The sequence below is a fragment of the Rubneribacter badeniensis genome, from assembly GCF_002899695.1.
Taxonomy (GTDB): domain Bacteria; phylum Actinomycetota; class Coriobacteriia; order Coriobacteriales; family Eggerthellaceae; genus Rubneribacter; species Rubneribacter badeniensis.
This window is the reverse complement of sequence record NZ_PPEL01000081.1, coordinates 1-15,457: the sequence shown is the minus strand read 5'-3', so window position 1 is coordinate 15,457 and position 15,457 is coordinate 1. Positions and strand designations below refer to the sequence as shown.

At 69.0% G+C, this 15,457-nt stretch carries 15 protein-coding genes; 6 read left to right on the top strand and 9 right to left on the bottom strand.

Annotated elements, in window-relative coordinates; genetic code table 11:
• Window positions 1-705: 705 nt before the first annotated feature.
• Window positions 706-1,278, bottom strand: coding sequence for an NADPH-dependent FMN reductase (locus C2L80_RS11035; RefSeq protein ID WP_092198891.1), 573 nt, complete (start codon window positions 1,276-1,278; stop codon window positions 706-708).
• A 99-nt stretch (window positions 1,279-1,377) separates the two neighbouring features.
• Between C2L80_RS11035 and C2L80_RS11030 the strand changes: the two genes are divergently transcribed.
• The 3 genes from C2L80_RS11030 (at window position 1,378) to C2L80_RS11020 (ending at window position 3,088) form a co-directional block, all read left to right on the top strand.
• Complete coding sequence (locus tag C2L80_RS11030; protein ID WP_087197543.1) at window positions 1,378-1,806, top strand: viscotoxin-A3; 429 nt, start codon at window positions 1,378-1,380, stop codon at window positions 1,804-1,806.
• A gap of 1 nt (window position 1,807) precedes the next feature.
• Window positions 1,808-2,440, top strand: a complete 633-nt coding sequence (locus tag C2L80_RS11025) for a hydrogenase maturation protease (RefSeq protein WP_103263213.1) — start codon at window positions 1,808-1,810, stop codon at window positions 2,438-2,440.
• 225 nt (window positions 2,441-2,665) lie between these two features.
• Complete coding sequence (locus tag C2L80_RS11020) at window positions 2,666-3,088, top strand: DUF488 family protein, N3 subclade (protein ID WP_087197486.1); 423 nt, start codon at window positions 2,666-2,668, stop codon at window positions 3,086-3,088.
• A 3-nt stretch (window positions 3,089-3,091) separates the two neighbouring features.
• Here C2L80_RS11020 and C2L80_RS11015 read toward each other — a convergent pair whose 3' ends face one another.
• From C2L80_RS11015 to C2L80_RS11000, 4 genes are all read right to left on the bottom strand, one after another.
• Entirely contained in the window at window positions 3,092-4,222 is a 1,131-nt protein-coding gene (locus C2L80_RS11015; RefSeq protein ID WP_239938932.1) for an aldo/keto reductase, read from the bottom strand.
• A gap of 142 nt (window positions 4,223-4,364) precedes the next feature.
• Window positions 4,365-5,024 carry an endonuclease III gene (nth, locus tag C2L80_RS11010; RefSeq protein ID WP_087197489.1) on the bottom strand — a complete coding sequence of 220 codons (660 nt, stop codon included), beginning with the start codon at window positions 5,022-5,024 and terminating at the stop codon, window positions 4,365-4,367.
• 168 nt (window positions 5,025-5,192) lie between these two features.
• Window positions 5,193-6,299 (bottom strand): DUF4179 domain-containing protein, encoded by a 1,107-nt coding sequence (locus tag C2L80_RS11005; RefSeq protein ID WP_103263212.1) that lies wholly within the window; start codon window positions 6,297-6,299, stop codon window positions 5,193-5,195.
• Entirely contained in the window at window positions 6,283-6,825 is a 543-nt protein-coding gene (locus C2L80_RS11000) for an RNA polymerase sigma factor (RefSeq protein WP_103263211.1), read from the bottom strand. Before C2L80_RS11000 ends, C2L80_RS11005 begins: the two co-directional genes overlap by 17 nt.
• Before the next feature lie 277 nt (window positions 6,826-7,102).
• On the opposite strand from C2L80_RS11000, the gene mfd reads away from it, so the two are divergent.
• Together mfd and C2L80_RS10990 are read left to right on the top strand one after the other, a co-directional pair.
• Window positions 7,103-10,606, top strand: a complete 3,504-nt coding sequence (gene mfd, locus C2L80_RS10995) for a transcription-repair coupling factor (RefSeq protein WP_103263210.1) — start codon at window positions 7,103-7,105, stop codon at window positions 10,604-10,606.
• Window positions 10,607-11,593, top strand: a complete 987-nt coding sequence (locus tag C2L80_RS10990) for an EamA family transporter (protein ID WP_103263209.1) — start codon at window positions 10,607-10,609, stop codon at window positions 11,591-11,593.
• Here the strand turns inward: C2L80_RS10990 and C2L80_RS10985 are convergent.
• Complete coding sequence (locus tag C2L80_RS10985) at window positions 11,590-12,240, bottom strand: SdpI family protein (RefSeq protein ID WP_087197497.1); 651 nt, start codon at window positions 12,238-12,240, stop codon at window positions 11,590-11,592. The genes C2L80_RS10990 and C2L80_RS10985 overlap by 4 nt on opposite strands.
• Window positions 12,197-12,505 (bottom strand): autorepressor SdpR family transcription factor, encoded by a 309-nt coding sequence (locus tag C2L80_RS10980; RefSeq protein WP_087197499.1) that lies wholly within the window; start codon window positions 12,503-12,505, stop codon window positions 12,197-12,199. The genes C2L80_RS10985 and C2L80_RS10980 overlap by 44 nt, the downstream gene beginning before the upstream one ends.
• 472 nt (window positions 12,506-12,977) lie before the next feature.
• Here C2L80_RS10980 and C2L80_RS10975 point away from each other — a divergent pair, with 472 nt between their 5' ends.
• The gene (locus C2L80_RS10975) at window positions 12,978-14,102 is read left to right on the top strand and encodes a dipeptidase (RefSeq protein WP_103263208.1); all 1,125 of its coding nucleotides are present in this window, start codon (window positions 12,978-12,980) and stop codon (window positions 14,100-14,102) included.
• Here C2L80_RS10975 and C2L80_RS10970 read toward each other — a convergent pair.
• Together C2L80_RS10970 and C2L80_RS13925 are read right to left on the bottom strand one after the other, a co-directional pair.
• Complete coding sequence (locus C2L80_RS10970) at window positions 14,099-14,500, bottom strand: PaaI family thioesterase (protein WP_103263207.1); 402 nt, start codon at window positions 14,498-14,500, stop codon at window positions 14,099-14,101. The two genes, C2L80_RS10975 and C2L80_RS10970, sit on opposite strands and share 4 nt — an antisense overlap.
• Window positions 14,501-14,514: 14 nt before the next feature.
• Window positions 14,515-15,457, bottom strand: a 943-nt coding sequence (locus C2L80_RS13925; RefSeq protein ID WP_103263206.1) for a hypothetical protein, incomplete at its 5' end; no start/stop codon positions are given.

The window sequence follows — 15,457 nt, the reverse complement described above, 5'->3', positions numbered from 1 at the left end:
GGGCGGGGACGGGACGCTCGGGCGCTTGCGCTTGCCGAAAAGCGCTGCGCGTGGGTTTGGCATCACTCCCTGCCGCATCCAAGAGCGTCCCCGCATGCCCTTTCTGTTCGCGCGCGAGGCTTCGTGCGGCAGAATCGCCGGATTTTGGCCACGGAACCGCGTTCTGGCACAGATTGGGCACGTTTCGGCGTCGTGTTTGCTCCGTTGATTTTGCCGACCTGGGCTTTTTCTGCGAGCGATCGTCCTTTTCGGTCGGGAAACGGCGCATTCCGTGCCAGAACGCGGTTCCGTGGCCAAAAATCCGCATATCTGCCGCATGGCGAAGCTCGGCAGATGCCTTTTCAAGCGTCTCCTTCGCTTCGGGCGTGCTTGCTGCTCGTGCGCCACTTCGGCGGGCGCCGCGGGCCCATGCCGCGGCTTCGACGGTTGTCGCGTGGTGTCGAGTGCGAGCGTCTTTCGAGGGGCGGTGCGTCTTTCGCCCCGCACCCGTCGAGTCCTCCTCGCTTTGGATTCGCGCGTTGTCCCGCGCCTCTCATCCTGGCACCTTCAAAGCGGCGAAAGGATGGGCGATGCCGCATCGGATGCGAGGGGTTGCCGATGGGCGCCCTTTCCCCATCGCATCAGGCACGTGATTCGGCGACCTGTCCTTTCAGGGACGCTTCGGGCGGCTTGCGCCCGAAAGCTGCGCGTCGGGGTGCGGGGGCGTCATCCCTCGTCGTGCTCTCGGGCGTTTTCGACGAACCGGACGAAGGCCTCGGCTTGCGCTTCGAGGCGTGAGGCCGACGTCGTCAGCCTCAGGACGCCGTCTTTCGCCTGAGAGGCCACGTGGGGGATGGCAAGGCGCGGCTTGTTCATGACGCGCGCGTCGAGAAAGCTCAGCACGCCGACGAGCTGGTCCTGGGCATGGGACGCGCCGCTCATGCCGGTGCTCGCTCCCGCGAGCGCGACGGGCTTGCGGGCAAGAACCGAGGGTCGCGTCGGCCCCTCTGGTCGCGAGAGCCAGTCGAGGAGGTTCTTGAACGGGCCGGGGATGGCGTGGTTGTACTCGGGGCTGAACACCCACAGCCCGTCGGACGCGCGCACGGAGCCGCGCACGCGCCTCACGGCGGCGGGAGCCGGGTGCTCGACGTCTTGGTTCATGGGAGGCACGTCGCTCCAGTTGAGGATTGCGAAGCCGATGTCAGGACGGATTCGCCCGACGACGGTCCGCGCAGCCTCGGCCAGCTGCCGGTTGTAGCTTCCCGTGCGCAGCGACCCTGCGATGGCGAGCATCTGCATGTCCATCTCCTTCCGTTCGGCAAAGTCCCCCTCGCATCGAAAGGGGCCTTGTCTATAATGGCAGAGAATCGCACGCGTTTCGAAAAAGGATGGCGTATCGTGGCTGAACTGACCGACGAGCAGATCGCCCGCGAGAGGGAGTTTCTCGAGGGCATTCCCCGCATCAACATAGGAGCCCTGCTCATCCCTCCCATCTGGGGGCCGGCGCACGGGTTCTGGGCCTCCATCCTGTTCTACCCGGTGTGGCTGTTCGCCGACAACATCTTCTATGCGGCGGTCACGGAGCGCACGCCGCTCTCGATTGCCCTGGCCGTGGCGGTGCTTGCCACGCTTGTTGTGGGTTCGGTGGCGTTCTCCCTGATCGGGCAGCCCTTTGCTGCGCACCGGGCTGCGGGCATGGGTCGCGGGAAGGAAGAGTACCTGCGTCGCGAGCGCATCTGGGCGTTCGCGGGCGCAGCGGTTGCGCTTGTGGTGGTGGCGCTCGCCACGTACTACAACCTGGTCGTGCGGCCGACGGCGGGGGCGTAGCATGGGCGCCCAAGATGCGCGCGACCTGCGCACGGGCCGCGGCGTTTCGGAGACGGGGCCGCGGTTGCGGGACGCGGACGGCGAGAAGCGCACGCCGGAGGCGTCGGATGCGGGCGCGCGGGCTGCGGACGATCAAAACGCGCCTTTGCGGGTGGCCGTGCTGTTCGTGGGCAACAAACTCATGCTCGACGACGGCGTGGGGCCGGCCGCCTACGAGGAGATGCTTGAGCGCTACGAGCTGCCTCCGAACGTGGACGCGTTCGACTTGGGCTGCCTGAGCCTCGACATGATCGAGGCCGTGCGCGACTACGACGTCCTGCTCACCGTGGACGCGGTGGACGGGACCGGGGCGCAACCGGGGACGGTGCTGCGCTTCGCTCCCGACGCGATGGCGCGCCATGCGGGCGCCACGGCCTCGCTGCACGACCTCAAATTGGTCGATCTGTTCGACGCGGCCCTGCTTCTGGGTTACGAAGCCGAAGGGCTGTGCCTGGGCGTGCAGGTGGAGAACGCATCGCCCGCCGTGGCGACCATCGGCCTCACGCCGAAGGTGCACGAGGCGCTGCCGTTGCTCGTGGACACCGTGGCGGGCGAGTTGGCCCGTATAGGCGCGCCTCCGAAGCGTCGGCTGTAGGCTGCGGTCGGGCTGCGGCGAAGCCCTGGTTGTCGAAAGGCGAAGCCGCGAGCGCCGTGCCACGCGGAGGGGGCGGCGGCGCCGCGTGGCGCGACGGTGACGCGAGCGCTTCGATTCCGCCACGGCCTGCCGCGCTTTGCGCCGCAGGGAGGTCGATGCGCTATCGTGGACGGAGAACGCGCGGCGCCGCCTGGGCGCGCCGCCTCCGCAGAAGGAGCCCCGTCCATGAACATCCACACCATCAGCGCGTATGAGACTTCGGCCGAGCGCTTCTTCGGGCGTCTTGAGGCGTGGGAGGCCGACCTCGTGCTGGATGCGCGCCTCAAGAACACGAACCAGCTGGCCGGATTCACGAAACGCGACGACCTGGCCTTCTTCGTGGATCGCATCGCGCATGCCCGCTACGTGCACGACAAGCTGTTCGCCCCCGCGCCAACCATGCTCGAACGCTATCTGCACGGCAACATCGATTGGGACGCCTACGCCGACTCCTATCGCCGCGACCTGCGCGAGCGCGACGCCGTGGCGCTGTTCTTCGAGCGCTACGGCGGTTTTCTCTCCGTGGCTCTCGTGGGCACCGAGACGCGCTCCCGCCGCTCGCATGTCGAAGTGCTCAAGCAGATGCTCGAGGAAGCTCTCGTCGCGTAGGGGCTATGCGAAGAGGGCGGCTGCTTTAGCCATGCGCTCGGAGACGGGCACGCCGAAGGGGCAGCGGGGCTCGCAGATGGCGCAAGCCGTGCAATCTGCGGCTGTGGTGCCAAGCGCCTCGTAGTGCGCGCGCAGGGAAGCGGGCACTACGTCGGCCATGACAGCCAAGTCGTAGAACTTGTTCACAGCGGCGATGTCGATGCCGGACGAGCACGGTGCGCAATGGCCGCAGTACGTGCACTGGCCGAAGTAGGCGTGCTTGGGCGCGGCTGCCAGCACGCTTGCGTAGTCGAGCTCTTCCGGGGAGGCTGTCTCGTAGGCGACGGCGTTGTCCACGTGCGCCGGCTCGGAGAAGCCGGCGAGGATGCTGGCCACGGCGGGGCGGGTGAGAGCATAGTGGACGCACTGCACGGGTGTGAGCCTCACGCCGAAAGGCGAGGCGTCGGCGCTGAGCAGACGTCCTCCGGCGTAGCCTTTCATGACCGTGAGCCCCACGCCCTCCCGTTCGCAGAGCGCGTACAGCTCGGCGCGAGCGGGATCCATGCCCTTGAGCTCGTCGTCGTAGGCGAACTCGAACGCGGTCTTTAGGCTGGTCGTTGCCGGCAGGAGGTCGAAAGCGGGGTTCACGCTGAACATGATGGCTTCGATCTCGCCGCACAGCGCCGCGCGCTTGGCCACTTCGGGGGAGTGCGTGGACAGCCCGACATGCCCGATCGTGCCCGTGTCGCGCAGTGCGCGCACGTAGGCGCCGAACTCGCCGGCCATGATGGCGTCAAATTCGTCGACGTCGTCCACGTAGTGGATCATGCCCAGCTCCACGTGGTCGGTGCCAAGGCGGGCGAGAAGGTCCTCGAAGGCGGGGCGTGCCTGGTCCAGATCGCGCGTGCGCACGTACTGGCCGTTTTGCCATGTGGAGCCGATGTGCCCTTGGATGATCCAGCGCTCGCGAGTGCTCGCGAGCGCGGCGCCCAGGTTGCTGCGCACCTCGGGCCCGGGCATCCAGCAGTCGAGGAGGTTCACGCCCGCCTCCTCGCAACGTGCTACGACGGAGCGCACCTCCTCGGGCGTTTTCTTGTCCATCCATTCGGCCCCGAAGCCGATCTCGCTGACTTCGAGTCCGGTCGCTCCCAGCATGCGGCGCCTCATCCGATCCCTCCCGTTCCCTTTCCTCGCATGGCCAGTCGTGCATGAGGGGAACATGGTACCACGCTTTTAAGGCTTGCGGTGAGCGGGGCGAACTCTCTGCGGCGGCACCGACGGATGCGGCCCCTTGCGCTCAGGCCCCGCGGCTCGGGCAGAGGTCGGCGAGGAAGCACTCGCCGCACTTCGGGCTGCGCGCCGCGCACGTTTGCCGTCCGAACAGCACCCATTGGTGGTTGACGGGACCCCAGCACTCGCGCGGGTACAGCTTGAGCAGCGCGTCCTCGGTTTTGGCCGGGGTGTCGGCCGAGGGTCCGGCGAACTTGAGCCGGTGAGCGATGCGGAAGACGTGCGTGTCCACCGCGATGCCCTCCACGATGCCGAACGCCTCGTTGAGCACGACGTTCGCCGTCTTGCGCCCCACGCCCGGCAGCTTCTGCAACTCGTCGATGTCGCGCGGAACCTCGCCTGCGTAGTCGGCCACCACCATCTGCGCGCACCTGACGCAGTTGGCGGCCTTCGTGCGGAAGAAGCCGATGGTGCGGATGATGCCTTCCACGTCGCGCACGTCGGCCTGCGCGAGGTCGGCGGGGGTGGGGTAGCGCTCCCAGAGGGCGGGCGTCACCTTGTTCACGCCCGCGTCGGTGGTTTGTGCGGAAAGCAGCACGGCGATGACGAGGCGAAACGGATCGCCCCCGTAGTGCAGCGCGCATTCGGCGGCGGGGTAGTGCTCGTTCATGCGCGCGGCCACCGCCAGCGCGCGCTCGCGCTTCGCCTTCATAGTCTCCCGCGGCATGGCCGCCTCCTTTCCCTCGCAGCGTCGATGGGGCCAGTATAAACCAAAAGGCCCCGGTCCGCGAAAGCGGGCGGGGCCGGAGAGGCAGCCCGCGCCGCGCCGGCCCTGCGCGATCTGCGTCTGAGGCGCCTTCGCCTCGCTTCGTCGGCTTTCGGTTCGGGCGCGCGGCTATCCCAAGGGGATCCGGACGTCTTCGACGGTGACGAAGGCAACCTCGTCGAGGTCGAGGATCCGATCGAGGATGACCGAGGCGCGCGCGACCGTCTTGCCGTCCTTCGTCTCGAGATGCGTGCCGCTGTTCGAGGCATCGATGACGGTGCCGTCGTCGAGCGTGATGGAGGCTTGCGGGCGGAAGCCGTCGAGCTCGCGGGCGTTTCGGTCGGACAGGCGGCCGTCGCCCTGCTCCTCCATCTCGACCTCGCCGTCCACCGTGTAGTCGATGACGAGCGCGACGGGGGAGAGGCTCACGGCGTCGAGGACGGCATCCTTGCCGTTGAGGTCGAAGCTCTGGCCGGCGGGCAGTTCGACCGAAGTGTCCTCGTAGGCGATGGCGAAGCGCAGGCTCCAAGGTCCGTGCGCGAGGACTTCGCCTTCATGACCTGCGATGTCGCTGACGAAGCGAAGCTCGGAGAACGTCGCGCTCGCGTTGCGTCCGATCACGCTGTCGCCTCCGAAGAGGGTCACCGACCTCTGTTCGACGTACTGGATGGCGTTGTCGGAGGGATCGGCGTCGTAAAAGTAGGAGGTTCCCGTGGCCCCTGACGTTCCGAACACCGAGGTTCCTTCGCCGCCCGAGAACAGGAGCGGCAGACGGCCGTTCTCGTCGGGCGTTGCGTCGAACGAGGTTCCGTCGTCTTTGGAGACAGTGTAGACGACGGCGTAGTTCGTCGCGTCGCCGATGACGGCGTCGGCGGTGATGGTGATGCCGTCCGCGCTTGCCGACGCGCCGACGGGCCGTCCGATCCTATCCACGATCTCCGTGGGGGCCGTGGCTCCGTGGAACACGTCGTCGACGGCCTCGCCCACGCCGACGAGCGCCCCCGACGCGTACGCCCCTCCTCCTATGCAGGCGATGACCGCCGCCGCTGCGACTGCGGCCGCGGCGACGCGAAAGCGACGGGTGGGAGCGTGTCGGCTCCGAACGGCGGCGGGCGCTTTGGCGTTTTCGGCCGCGTCGGCGGCGCGCAGGGAGGCTGCCAGCCGCGCGCTCATGCGCTCTTTGTCGCGCTCGGAGAACCTCAGGCCGCTCAGAGCCTCGCTATATCCCTTGTCCACAGTACGCTCCTTTCATCTGGGCGCGCAGCTTGGCGCGGCCGCGGCTCAGGTGCGCCGCCACGGCCGCTTCGCTACGACCGGTCAAGCGCGCGACGTCCTTGATGGGGTAGCCTTCGAAATAGTGCAGGTAAAGGGCCTCCCGGTACTTCTGCGGCAGCGCCATCACCCGTTCGAGCACCTCGCTTTCGGGCGCTTCGGGGCCGCTCGGCGCTTCAAGCGCGTCCGCTGCCGCATCGAGCGGCGCGGTCCTTCGGCGTCGAGCCGAGCGCAGGACGTCCTTGCAGGCGTTCGCCGTCGTTCGGACGACCCACGCCTTCTCGTGCTCCGCGCTTTCGAACGGCCCCGCGCCGCACAGAAGCTTCAGCAGGACTTCCTGGCAGATGTCCTGCGCCTCGTGCGTCGATTTCAAGTAGGTGTAGGAAAGTCGCAGTATAAGATCCGAGTAGGCATTCACCGCCCTTTCGGCCTCCTCCTCGTGCGAATGGCGGAGATCCCGCCTTCGCACGGGGTTCTGGACGCGCTCCATATCCGTTTCCTTTTCCGTTGGTCGATGGTCCACGATGGGGCCCCTCTTCTTTCGCGGCGTCGCTTTGCCGACAATACGATCCGGGGGAGGGAAAGCTGACAGCTCTGCGAAAAAATCCGAAAATCCCGATTCGCGCGGCGGCGTGCCCCGACGCGCAAAGTGTAGTACACTTTGTGCCCTGTCATCGCAACGAGCCGCTTTCGCGGCTTTTCGTGCTGCTCGGACGCTGTTTCGGGCAGCCGCGCTTTCGGCGCGCGGTTTTCGGAAGGGGGCCTTCGTGCTCATCGACTCGCTCACGTTTTCGCTCGAGAGGTCGGGCTGCCTCGACGCGTTCTGGGGAAGGCTCGACGCGGGGGAGGACGCGGCGCTCGGCGTGGCGGGTTCGGCGCGGCCGTTCCTCGTCGCCGCGCGGTTCGCGCACAGGCCCCAGCCGACGCTTGCGGTGGTGGCGGGCGAGGACGCGGCCGCGGCGTTCGCGCGCAGCCTCGCGGCCTACCTGGGAGAGGAGCGCGTCCTGCGCTTCCCCGAACGCTCGGACTTCCCCTTCTCCCCCAAGCCGAACGATCCGTCCCAGGTGGCGCGCCGCATGGAGGCGGCGCATGCGCTCGCGTCGGGCCGGCAGGCCGTCGTGGTGGCGAGCGCTCGGTCGCTTCTGCGCGCGCTGCCGCCCGCGGGCGCGGGCGCGTTTCTGCCCGTCGCGCTCGAGGCCGGGCGCGAGCTTGCGGACATGCCGGGTGCGCAGACGGCGGGCGTGTCCGAGTTCGGCGACCTCGTCCGCGCGCTCGAGGAGCGCGGCTACGTCAACGCCGGGGAGCTCGACGGCCCCGGCACGTTCGCCGTGTGCGGCGGCACCGTGGACGTGTTCCCCGGCAACCTCGCCTATCCGGTGCGCCTGGACTTCTTCGGCGACGAGCTGGAGGAGATCCGCCGCATCGTGCCCACGACCGGGCAGACCATCGCCTCGCTTCCCGGCGCGAGCATCTATCCGGTCGTGGAGTTCTCCTGCTCGAAGTCGGGTCTGGCGCGGGCGCGCAAGAAGCTCGAGCGTCCCGCCGCGACGAACCCCGCGCTGCGCGAGATGCTCGAGAAGATGGAGGGGGGTCTGCGCTTCGACGGCGCCGACGCGCTTTTGCCCTACCTGTACAACGCCACCGCCACGCTCGGCGACTACGCGCCCCCCGACGCGCTTGCCGCGCTCATCGAGCCGAGGTCGCTTTTCGACGACATGGCGCACGCCCATGACGACGTGCTCGGCCGCGCGAAGGGGTCGGGCATCGCCGCGGCGGGCCTGTACGCGGAGCCCGCGGACGTGAGCTTCGGCGCGTGCCAGCGCTCCACCTACGTGTCCATCATGCGCGTGGGCGGGCAGGTGGACGACGAGCTGCCGGTGAAGCGCGTGGAGGTCGCGGGGCATCCCGACAAGCTGTTCGGACGGCTCCGCAGCCTGGTCGACGGCGACTTCACCGTGGTGTTCAGTGCGCCGAACTTCCGTTCGCGCCAAGATATGAAGCTCGCGTTCGTGGACCACGGGCTTCCCATCCAAGAGACCTTGGGCGTGCTGGACGACGGCGCACCGGAGGCCGTCGAGACCCCCGGGGCGGCCAAGCGCCGCTTGCGGCGCGGCGTGGTGAACGTCGTGGACGTGGACATCCCGCTCGGGATGATCATCCCCAGGGCGAAGCTCGCCCTCGTGAGCGTGTCGGACACGCAGGGGGCGTCCTCGGCGGCGATGCGCCCGAGCCGGCGCGTCGACATCACCGAGATCACCTTCCCTTACCAGCCGGGCGACTACGTGGTGCACGCCGCGCACGGCGTGGCCCACTTCAAAGAGCTCGTGCGCCGCGACATCGACGGCACCTCGCGCGACTATTTGCTTTTGGAGTACGCCGAGGGCGACAAGCTGTACGTGCCGGTGGAGCAGCTCGACCGCGTGACGCGCTACGTGGGGCCGGAGGGCGCGAGCCCGCGCCTCACGCGCCTCAACACGGCCGACTGGTCGCGCGCGCTCGCGAAGGCGCGCAAGGCCACGAAGAAGCTCGCGTTCGACCTCGTGGACGTGTACGCGCGGCGCGCCTCGACGCAGGGCCACCGCTTCGGCCCCGACACTGCGGCCCAGCGCGAGATGGAGGAGGCGTTCCCCTACCAGGAGACGCCCGACCAGCTGGCGGCCATCGCCGACGTGAAGGCCGACATGCAGTCCGCGAAGCCCATGGACCGCCTCGTGTGCGGCGACGTGGGCTTCGGCAAGACCGAGGTGGCCATCCGCGCCGCGTTCAAGGCGACGCAGGACGGGAAGCAGGTCATGGTGCTGTGCCCCACGACCATCCTCGCGCAGCAGCACTACGCGAGCTTCAAGGAGCGCTGCGACCCGTTTGGCGTGAGGGTGGAGGTGCTTTCGCGCTTCCGCACGCCCGCGCAGCAGGCCGAGGCGCTGCGCGGGTTCCAAGAGGGCGACGTGGACATCCTCGTGGGCACGCACCGGCTGCTGTCGCGCGACGTGAACCCGCATGATCTGGGGCTTGTGATCATCGACGAGGAGCAGCGCTTCGGCGTGGGGCACAAGGAGCAGTTCAAGAACCTGCGCGAGTCCATCGACGTGCTCACGCTGTCGGCCACGCCCATCCCGCGCACCATGCAGATGTCGCTGTCGGGCGTGCGCGACATGAGCCTCATCCTCACGCCGCCCGACGAGCGCCGCCCCGTGGAGGTGCACGTGGGCGAGTGGGACCCGGACCTCGTGAGCGCGGCCATCCGGCGCGAGCTCGCGCGCGGCGGCCAGGTGTACTACGTGTCGAACCGCGTGCGCTCCATCGAGGAGGCCGTGCGCCGCGTGACGGCGGCCGCCGGCGAGGCGCGCGTGGGCGTGGCGCACGGCCAGATGTCGAAGGAGCAGCTCGAGCGCGTGATGGAGGACTTCGTCGCCGGCGAGCTCGACGTGCTCGTGGCCACCACCATCATCGAGAGCGGCATCGACAACCCGCGCACGAACACGCTCGTCATCGAAGACGCGCAGCGGCTGGGCCTCGCCCAGATGTACCAGCTCAAAGGCCGCGTGGGGCGCTCGTCGGCGCAAGCGTACGCGTACTTCATGTTCCCCGAGCACAAAGAGCTCACCGAGGAGGCGGCGGCGCGCCTCGCGGCCCTCGGCGAGCACACCGACCTCGGCAGCGGCATGCGCATCGCCATGCGGGATCTGGAGATACGCGGAGCGGGCAGCATCTTGGGGGCCGAGCAGTCCGGCAACATGTCCGCGGTGGGCTTCGACCTCTTCGCGCAGATGCTCGCGCAAGCGGTGAACGCCGCGCGCGAGGGCGACCCCAAGGCGGCCGACGCGCTGCCGCCCGCGCTCAGCGACATCACGGTGAACGTGCCGGGGCACACCTACCTGCCCGAAGAGTACGTGCCCGACGCCGACGAGCGCGTGCTGTGGTACCGCAAGATCGCCTCGGCCGCCACCGAGCAGGCCGTCGAGGACGTGCGCGCCGACTTGGCCGCCAAGCGCCCCGACATGCCGCAGGCGGCGAAGAACCTGCTGGAGAAGGCGCGCATCAAGGCCTACGCCAACGAGCACCGCATCAAGACGGTGTCGGTGACGGGCGGCAAGCTCGTGGTGGAGCCCATCGACGTGCCCCGCGCGAAGATGACGGCGCTGCGCCGCTCGGGCGGGCGCTATCTGGATTCATCGCGCAAGCTCTCGCTGCCGGTGCGCCACTTCAAGCTGGACGAGGGGGACAACCTGCTCGGCCCGGTGGCCGAGTTCTTGAGGGAGGTGATCGGGTAGATGGCGGGCGCGGCTTCCCTGCGCGGCGCGGCCCTCACGCTCGCCGGCGCCGCCCTGTGGGGGTTCTCGGGCGCGTCGTCGCAGTACGTGCTGGCGCAAGGTGCCGATCCGACGTTCGTGACGGCGATGCGCATGCTGTGCGCCGGCGCGCTGTTCCTCGCGTTTCTCGCCGTGCGCCGACGCGACGTCCTTGCGCGCGTGTTCGCCGACAGGAGGACGGTGGGGCGGTTCGCGGTGTTCGGCTTCGGGCTTTTAGGGAGCCAGATCACGTTCGCGATCTCCATCGCCTACACCAACGCCGGCACGGCGACGGTGCTGCAGATGACGGGCAGCGTGTTCATCATGCTGTTCGTGTGCCTGAGGGCGCGCACGGCTCCGCGCACAGGCGAGGCGCTCGGCTTGGCGGCCGCGCTGGCCGCGACGTACCTCATCGCCACGCAAGGCGATTTCGGCGCGTTGCGCCTGCCGGTCGAGGGCGTGCTGTGGGGCGTGGCGAACGGTTTAGCGGTGGCGTTGTACGTGGTCTATCCGAAGGAATCGGGCCTGTTCGAGCGCTTCGGCGGGCTTGCGACGACGGGGCTGGGCATGGCGGTGGGCGCGGTGTACGCGACGATCGTGTGGTTGGTGCGCGCCATCATCTCCCTCGCCGCGGGCGACGGCGCGGAGGCATTGCGCATCGTCGCCCCGCCGCTCGATGCGAGCGGATGGGCGGTGCTCGCGATTGGGGTGGGCGTGGTCGGCACGTTCGTCGCCTATGCGCTCTACCTGAGCGGCGTGGCGCGCGTCGGCTCGGTGGCCGGCGGCCTTCTGGGCGCCGTGGAGCCGCTTGCGGCCACGTCGCTGTCGGCGGTGTGGCTGGGCATGGCGTTCTCCGGAGCCGATTGGGCCGGCTTCGCGCTCATGCTGGCCATGATCGCGCTGGTGACGATCAAGGGGCCGAAGGCCCGGACGGATGCGGCAGGGAAGGGCGCCGATCAAGCGGGCTAGCGCTTCGCCAGCTCCTGGCGGTAGACGACGTAGGAGCCGACGATCCCGGCGACGAACCCTGCCAGCAGCGCGAGCAGCACCGCCGGGGTCACGAGGCTCGCGGGCAGCGCGAGCCCGAGCGCCACCATCGCGAAGCCCGTCGCGACGCCCGCGTACCCGCCGAGGCGCTGGCTGCGCCGCCACGTCTCCGGGCTGGCCTCGCTCCACGGCGTGCGCAGACCGAAGAGGGGGCTGCGGTTCGCCTTCGGCATGAGGTTTCCCGCCACGACGCAGAGCGCGCCGCCTATGACGGCGGCCCAACGGCTCGCGTCCAGGTCGGGCTCGGGCAAGGGCGCGCCGTCGTAGAAGAGCGCCTTCGTGAGGAAGAACAGGATCCAGCCCAGCGCGAACACTTCGAAGGCAACGGCGCCCCACGCCCAGCGGCGCTCCTTGCCGATCGGCGCGTTCTTGGAGCCCATCACGACGAACACGCCGCAGAGCGGCAGGAGGATCGCCGCCAAAAGCTCGTACTTGCTGCCCAGGCGGTCCGGCTCGCTTGCCGCGTTGAAGTGCACCGGCACCTGGTCGGGCATGAGGTGGATGAGCGCGGACGCCACGATCACGTCACATGCCATCAGGACGTACGTGGCTGCGTAGAGCCTCTTCATCGCCCGCCTCCTTCAGGTTCATCATCCACAGCAGCGTCTCTTCCAAAACCGACGCCTTCAGCTCGTAGAACACGAACTTCCCCTCGCGGTAGTCGCGCACAAGGCCCGCGTCCTTGAGCACCGAGAGGTGCCGCGACACGGCGGGGGCAGAGATGTCGAACAGCTCGGCGATCCGTCCGGCCGGAAGGCGACCGTGCTTCAGGTGTTCGAGGATCTCCCGGCGCACCGGATCGGACAGGGCCTTCAACGTCTCCTGGATGCCCATCTCCTGCCTTTCTCCACCTAACAATTAACATTTAAGTTAATTGTTACATATTGAGGGGGCGATTGCAAGAGGGGGAGAGGGCGGCGGGGCGGCGGGCGCGCGAAAGCGGGAGCCGCGTTTTGTTCGCGCGCGAAGGACGCGTTTCTCGCGTACCGGCTGCGAATCGCGCGCGAAGGACGCGTTTTCCGAGCGTCGGCTGCGAAGCACGCGCGTTTTCGCAGGTGGAGTGGAGGCGACTTGGTCGGATGCCCGCCGCATGCGGCATTTGGGGGATTTTCGCGCACGGCCCAGACGAGCGGGATCGTCCTTTGCGCCGCGGTACAATGGCAGGTGCCCGCGCGAGGCGGAAAGGACGCGTCGATGGGCTGCGCCTTGATCGCCGGCATGTGGGAGGCCTTCGTTGGACGGCGGTCTTGCGAGGCGGGCGAAGCTGCGGGCGCGATCAGGCGCGGCGTGCGAGAGGAGGGCGGCCATGGGGCTGTTCATGACGTTGGAGGAGGCGTCGGCCGAGGAGGCGGCGCTTTTGCGGGTGGGCGCGCTGCCCGAAGCGGCGCAGCGCGAGAAGGCCGAGGGGCGGCTGCGGGTGTTCGACCTGCACTGCGACACGCTCGACCGCCTGGCGTTTCACGGCGATCCGACGGTGCCGGGCGGCTTCGCCGAGCACGACGCCGCCGTGCCGCGCCATCGCATGGCGACCCTCGCCGACAACGACGCGCACATCTCGCTCGCGCGCACGGCCGGCTTCGCGTGGTGCCAGTGCTTCGCGGCGTTCATCCCCGACGAGGTGCGCGGCGATGCGGCGTGGAGCCTGTTCGAGCGCGTGCGCCGCGTGTGGGAGCGCGAGCTGGGCCGTTGCAGCGGCAGCCTGTCCGCCGTGCGCACGATGGCCGAGGTGGGAACCGTCCATGCCGCAGGAAAGACGGCGGGCATGCTCACCGTCGAGGGCGCGTCGTTTCTCGAAGACGACGGCTCGGCTGAAGGTCGCCTCGACGCGCTCGCCGATGCGGGCGTGCGCATGCTGACGCTCACCTGGAACGGGCGCAACGCGATCGGCAGCGGCCACGCCACGACGGACGGCCTCACGGCGTTCGGCCGCGCGATGGTGCGCGGGCTCGAGCGGCGCGGCATCGCGGTGGACGTGTCGCACCTCAACGACGCGGGCTTCAAGGACGTGTGCGACGCGGCTGCGCGCCCTTTCGCCGCTTCGCATTCCAACGCGCGCGCCGTGTGCGGCCATCCGCGCAACCTCGCCGACTGGCAGCTGCGCGAGCTGGCCGCACACGGCGGCATCGCGGGCCTCAACTTCTGCCGCGACTTCCTGTCCGACGCGCATGCCGACCCTGCTCCCGACGACGTGCTGCGCCACGTCGACCACGTGCTGGAAACCGTCGGCGAGGACATGCTCGCGCTCGGCAGCGACTACGACGGCTGCGACGTGCCCAGCTGGCTCGATCCGTGCGACCGCGTGGGGGATCTGCACGCGCTCCTCGCGCGGCAGTTCGGCTCTGCGGTGGCCGATAAGATCTTCTTCGAGAACGCCCGCGCCTTCTTCGCGCGCCTCGAGGAAGGCGGCCGATCCGACGCGCCTGTGCGTTAGCGGTAGCAGGTTGCGGTCATGCGGGCGATGTCCTTGCCGAGGTCGTCGGTGACGGCGACGGTGTAGAACCCCAGGTGGCGTCCCGGCTTGTCGCAGGTGGCGACGGCGGTGAGCTTTGCGCCCTTCGTCGCGCGGAAAAAGCTCACGGAGGAGTCCACCGAAACGGCGGGCGCTTCGCCGACGTTGCAGCAGACGGCCAGCGCGAAGTCGGCGAGCGTGAAGATGGCGCCGCCCATGACGTTGCCCATGGCGTTGCGGTGGATGTCGGCAAGCTCCATCTCGGCGACCGCGCGTCCGCGCTCAGCGGCCACGATGCGGCAGCCGGCGGCCTCGGTGGCGAAGCGGTCCTCGGAGAAGACGGCCTTTATCTCGGCGAGCGAGGGGTTGTCGGAAAGCATGGGGCCTCCGGTCCTTAGGCGGGCGTCGCCATGGCGGCGTACAGTTCGAGCCATTCTCCGTCCTCGACCTCAACGGTCTGCGTGCCGCCGCGCACGACGTACTTCTCGTCGGTGATGGAGCCGTCGTCGAACGCGAGGTCCTTCATCACGAACGCCGCGCTTTCCTGCCCGGCCGCTTCCTCGGCGCTCTCGTCGACCGTGACGGCGTAGGTGCCGGCGGGGATGTCCTCGCCCACGAGGTACAGGCCGCTTCCGTAGGGGGCCTGCGGCTCGAACGCCGCCTCGCTCGCCGGGTACATGCGCGCGTTCTCGTCCGGACCGTCGAACACCACGAGGTCGCCCTCCTCGAGATCGGCGTAGTAGTTGCCGAAGTACACGAGGGACGCATCGACGCGGTAGGTGCCCCCGTCTTCTCGCTCGAAGACGTAAAGGCTTCCCTCGACGCTCGGGCTGCCGTCGAGGAAGTAGCGTCCCGGCTCGATGTCGGCGCCCACCTCGTAGACGCCCGCCGCGCAGCGCCCGTCCTCGACCGTCCCGGCACCGCCGCCGAAGGCGTCTTCGATGTCCTGGCGGGTGAATCCGCCCAGGATGCCGGATCCGTACGAGTCGGAGCCTCCGTTGTATCGCTCATGGTAGCCGTCGTAGCCGTCGTATCCGTCGTGATAGCGCAGGTCGAACGAGCCGTTGTAGCCGGGGTCGAGGAACATGGCGCACGACACGCAGCCCACGCAGCCGCCCAGGCCGAGCACGAACGCGAGCAAACAGCCGCCGAGCACCCAGGGCCACGCCTTGCGCTTCGGTTGTTGGGGCGCGTTCGGATAGGCGCCGTAGGGCTGCTGCGGGTAGGGCGGCGGGGCGGGCTGGCCGTAAGGCTGCTGCGGGTACGGCGCAGGGGGCTGCTGGGGCGCACCGCCGGACGCGGACGGCGGTGCGCCCCAGCAGCCCCCTGCGCCGTAC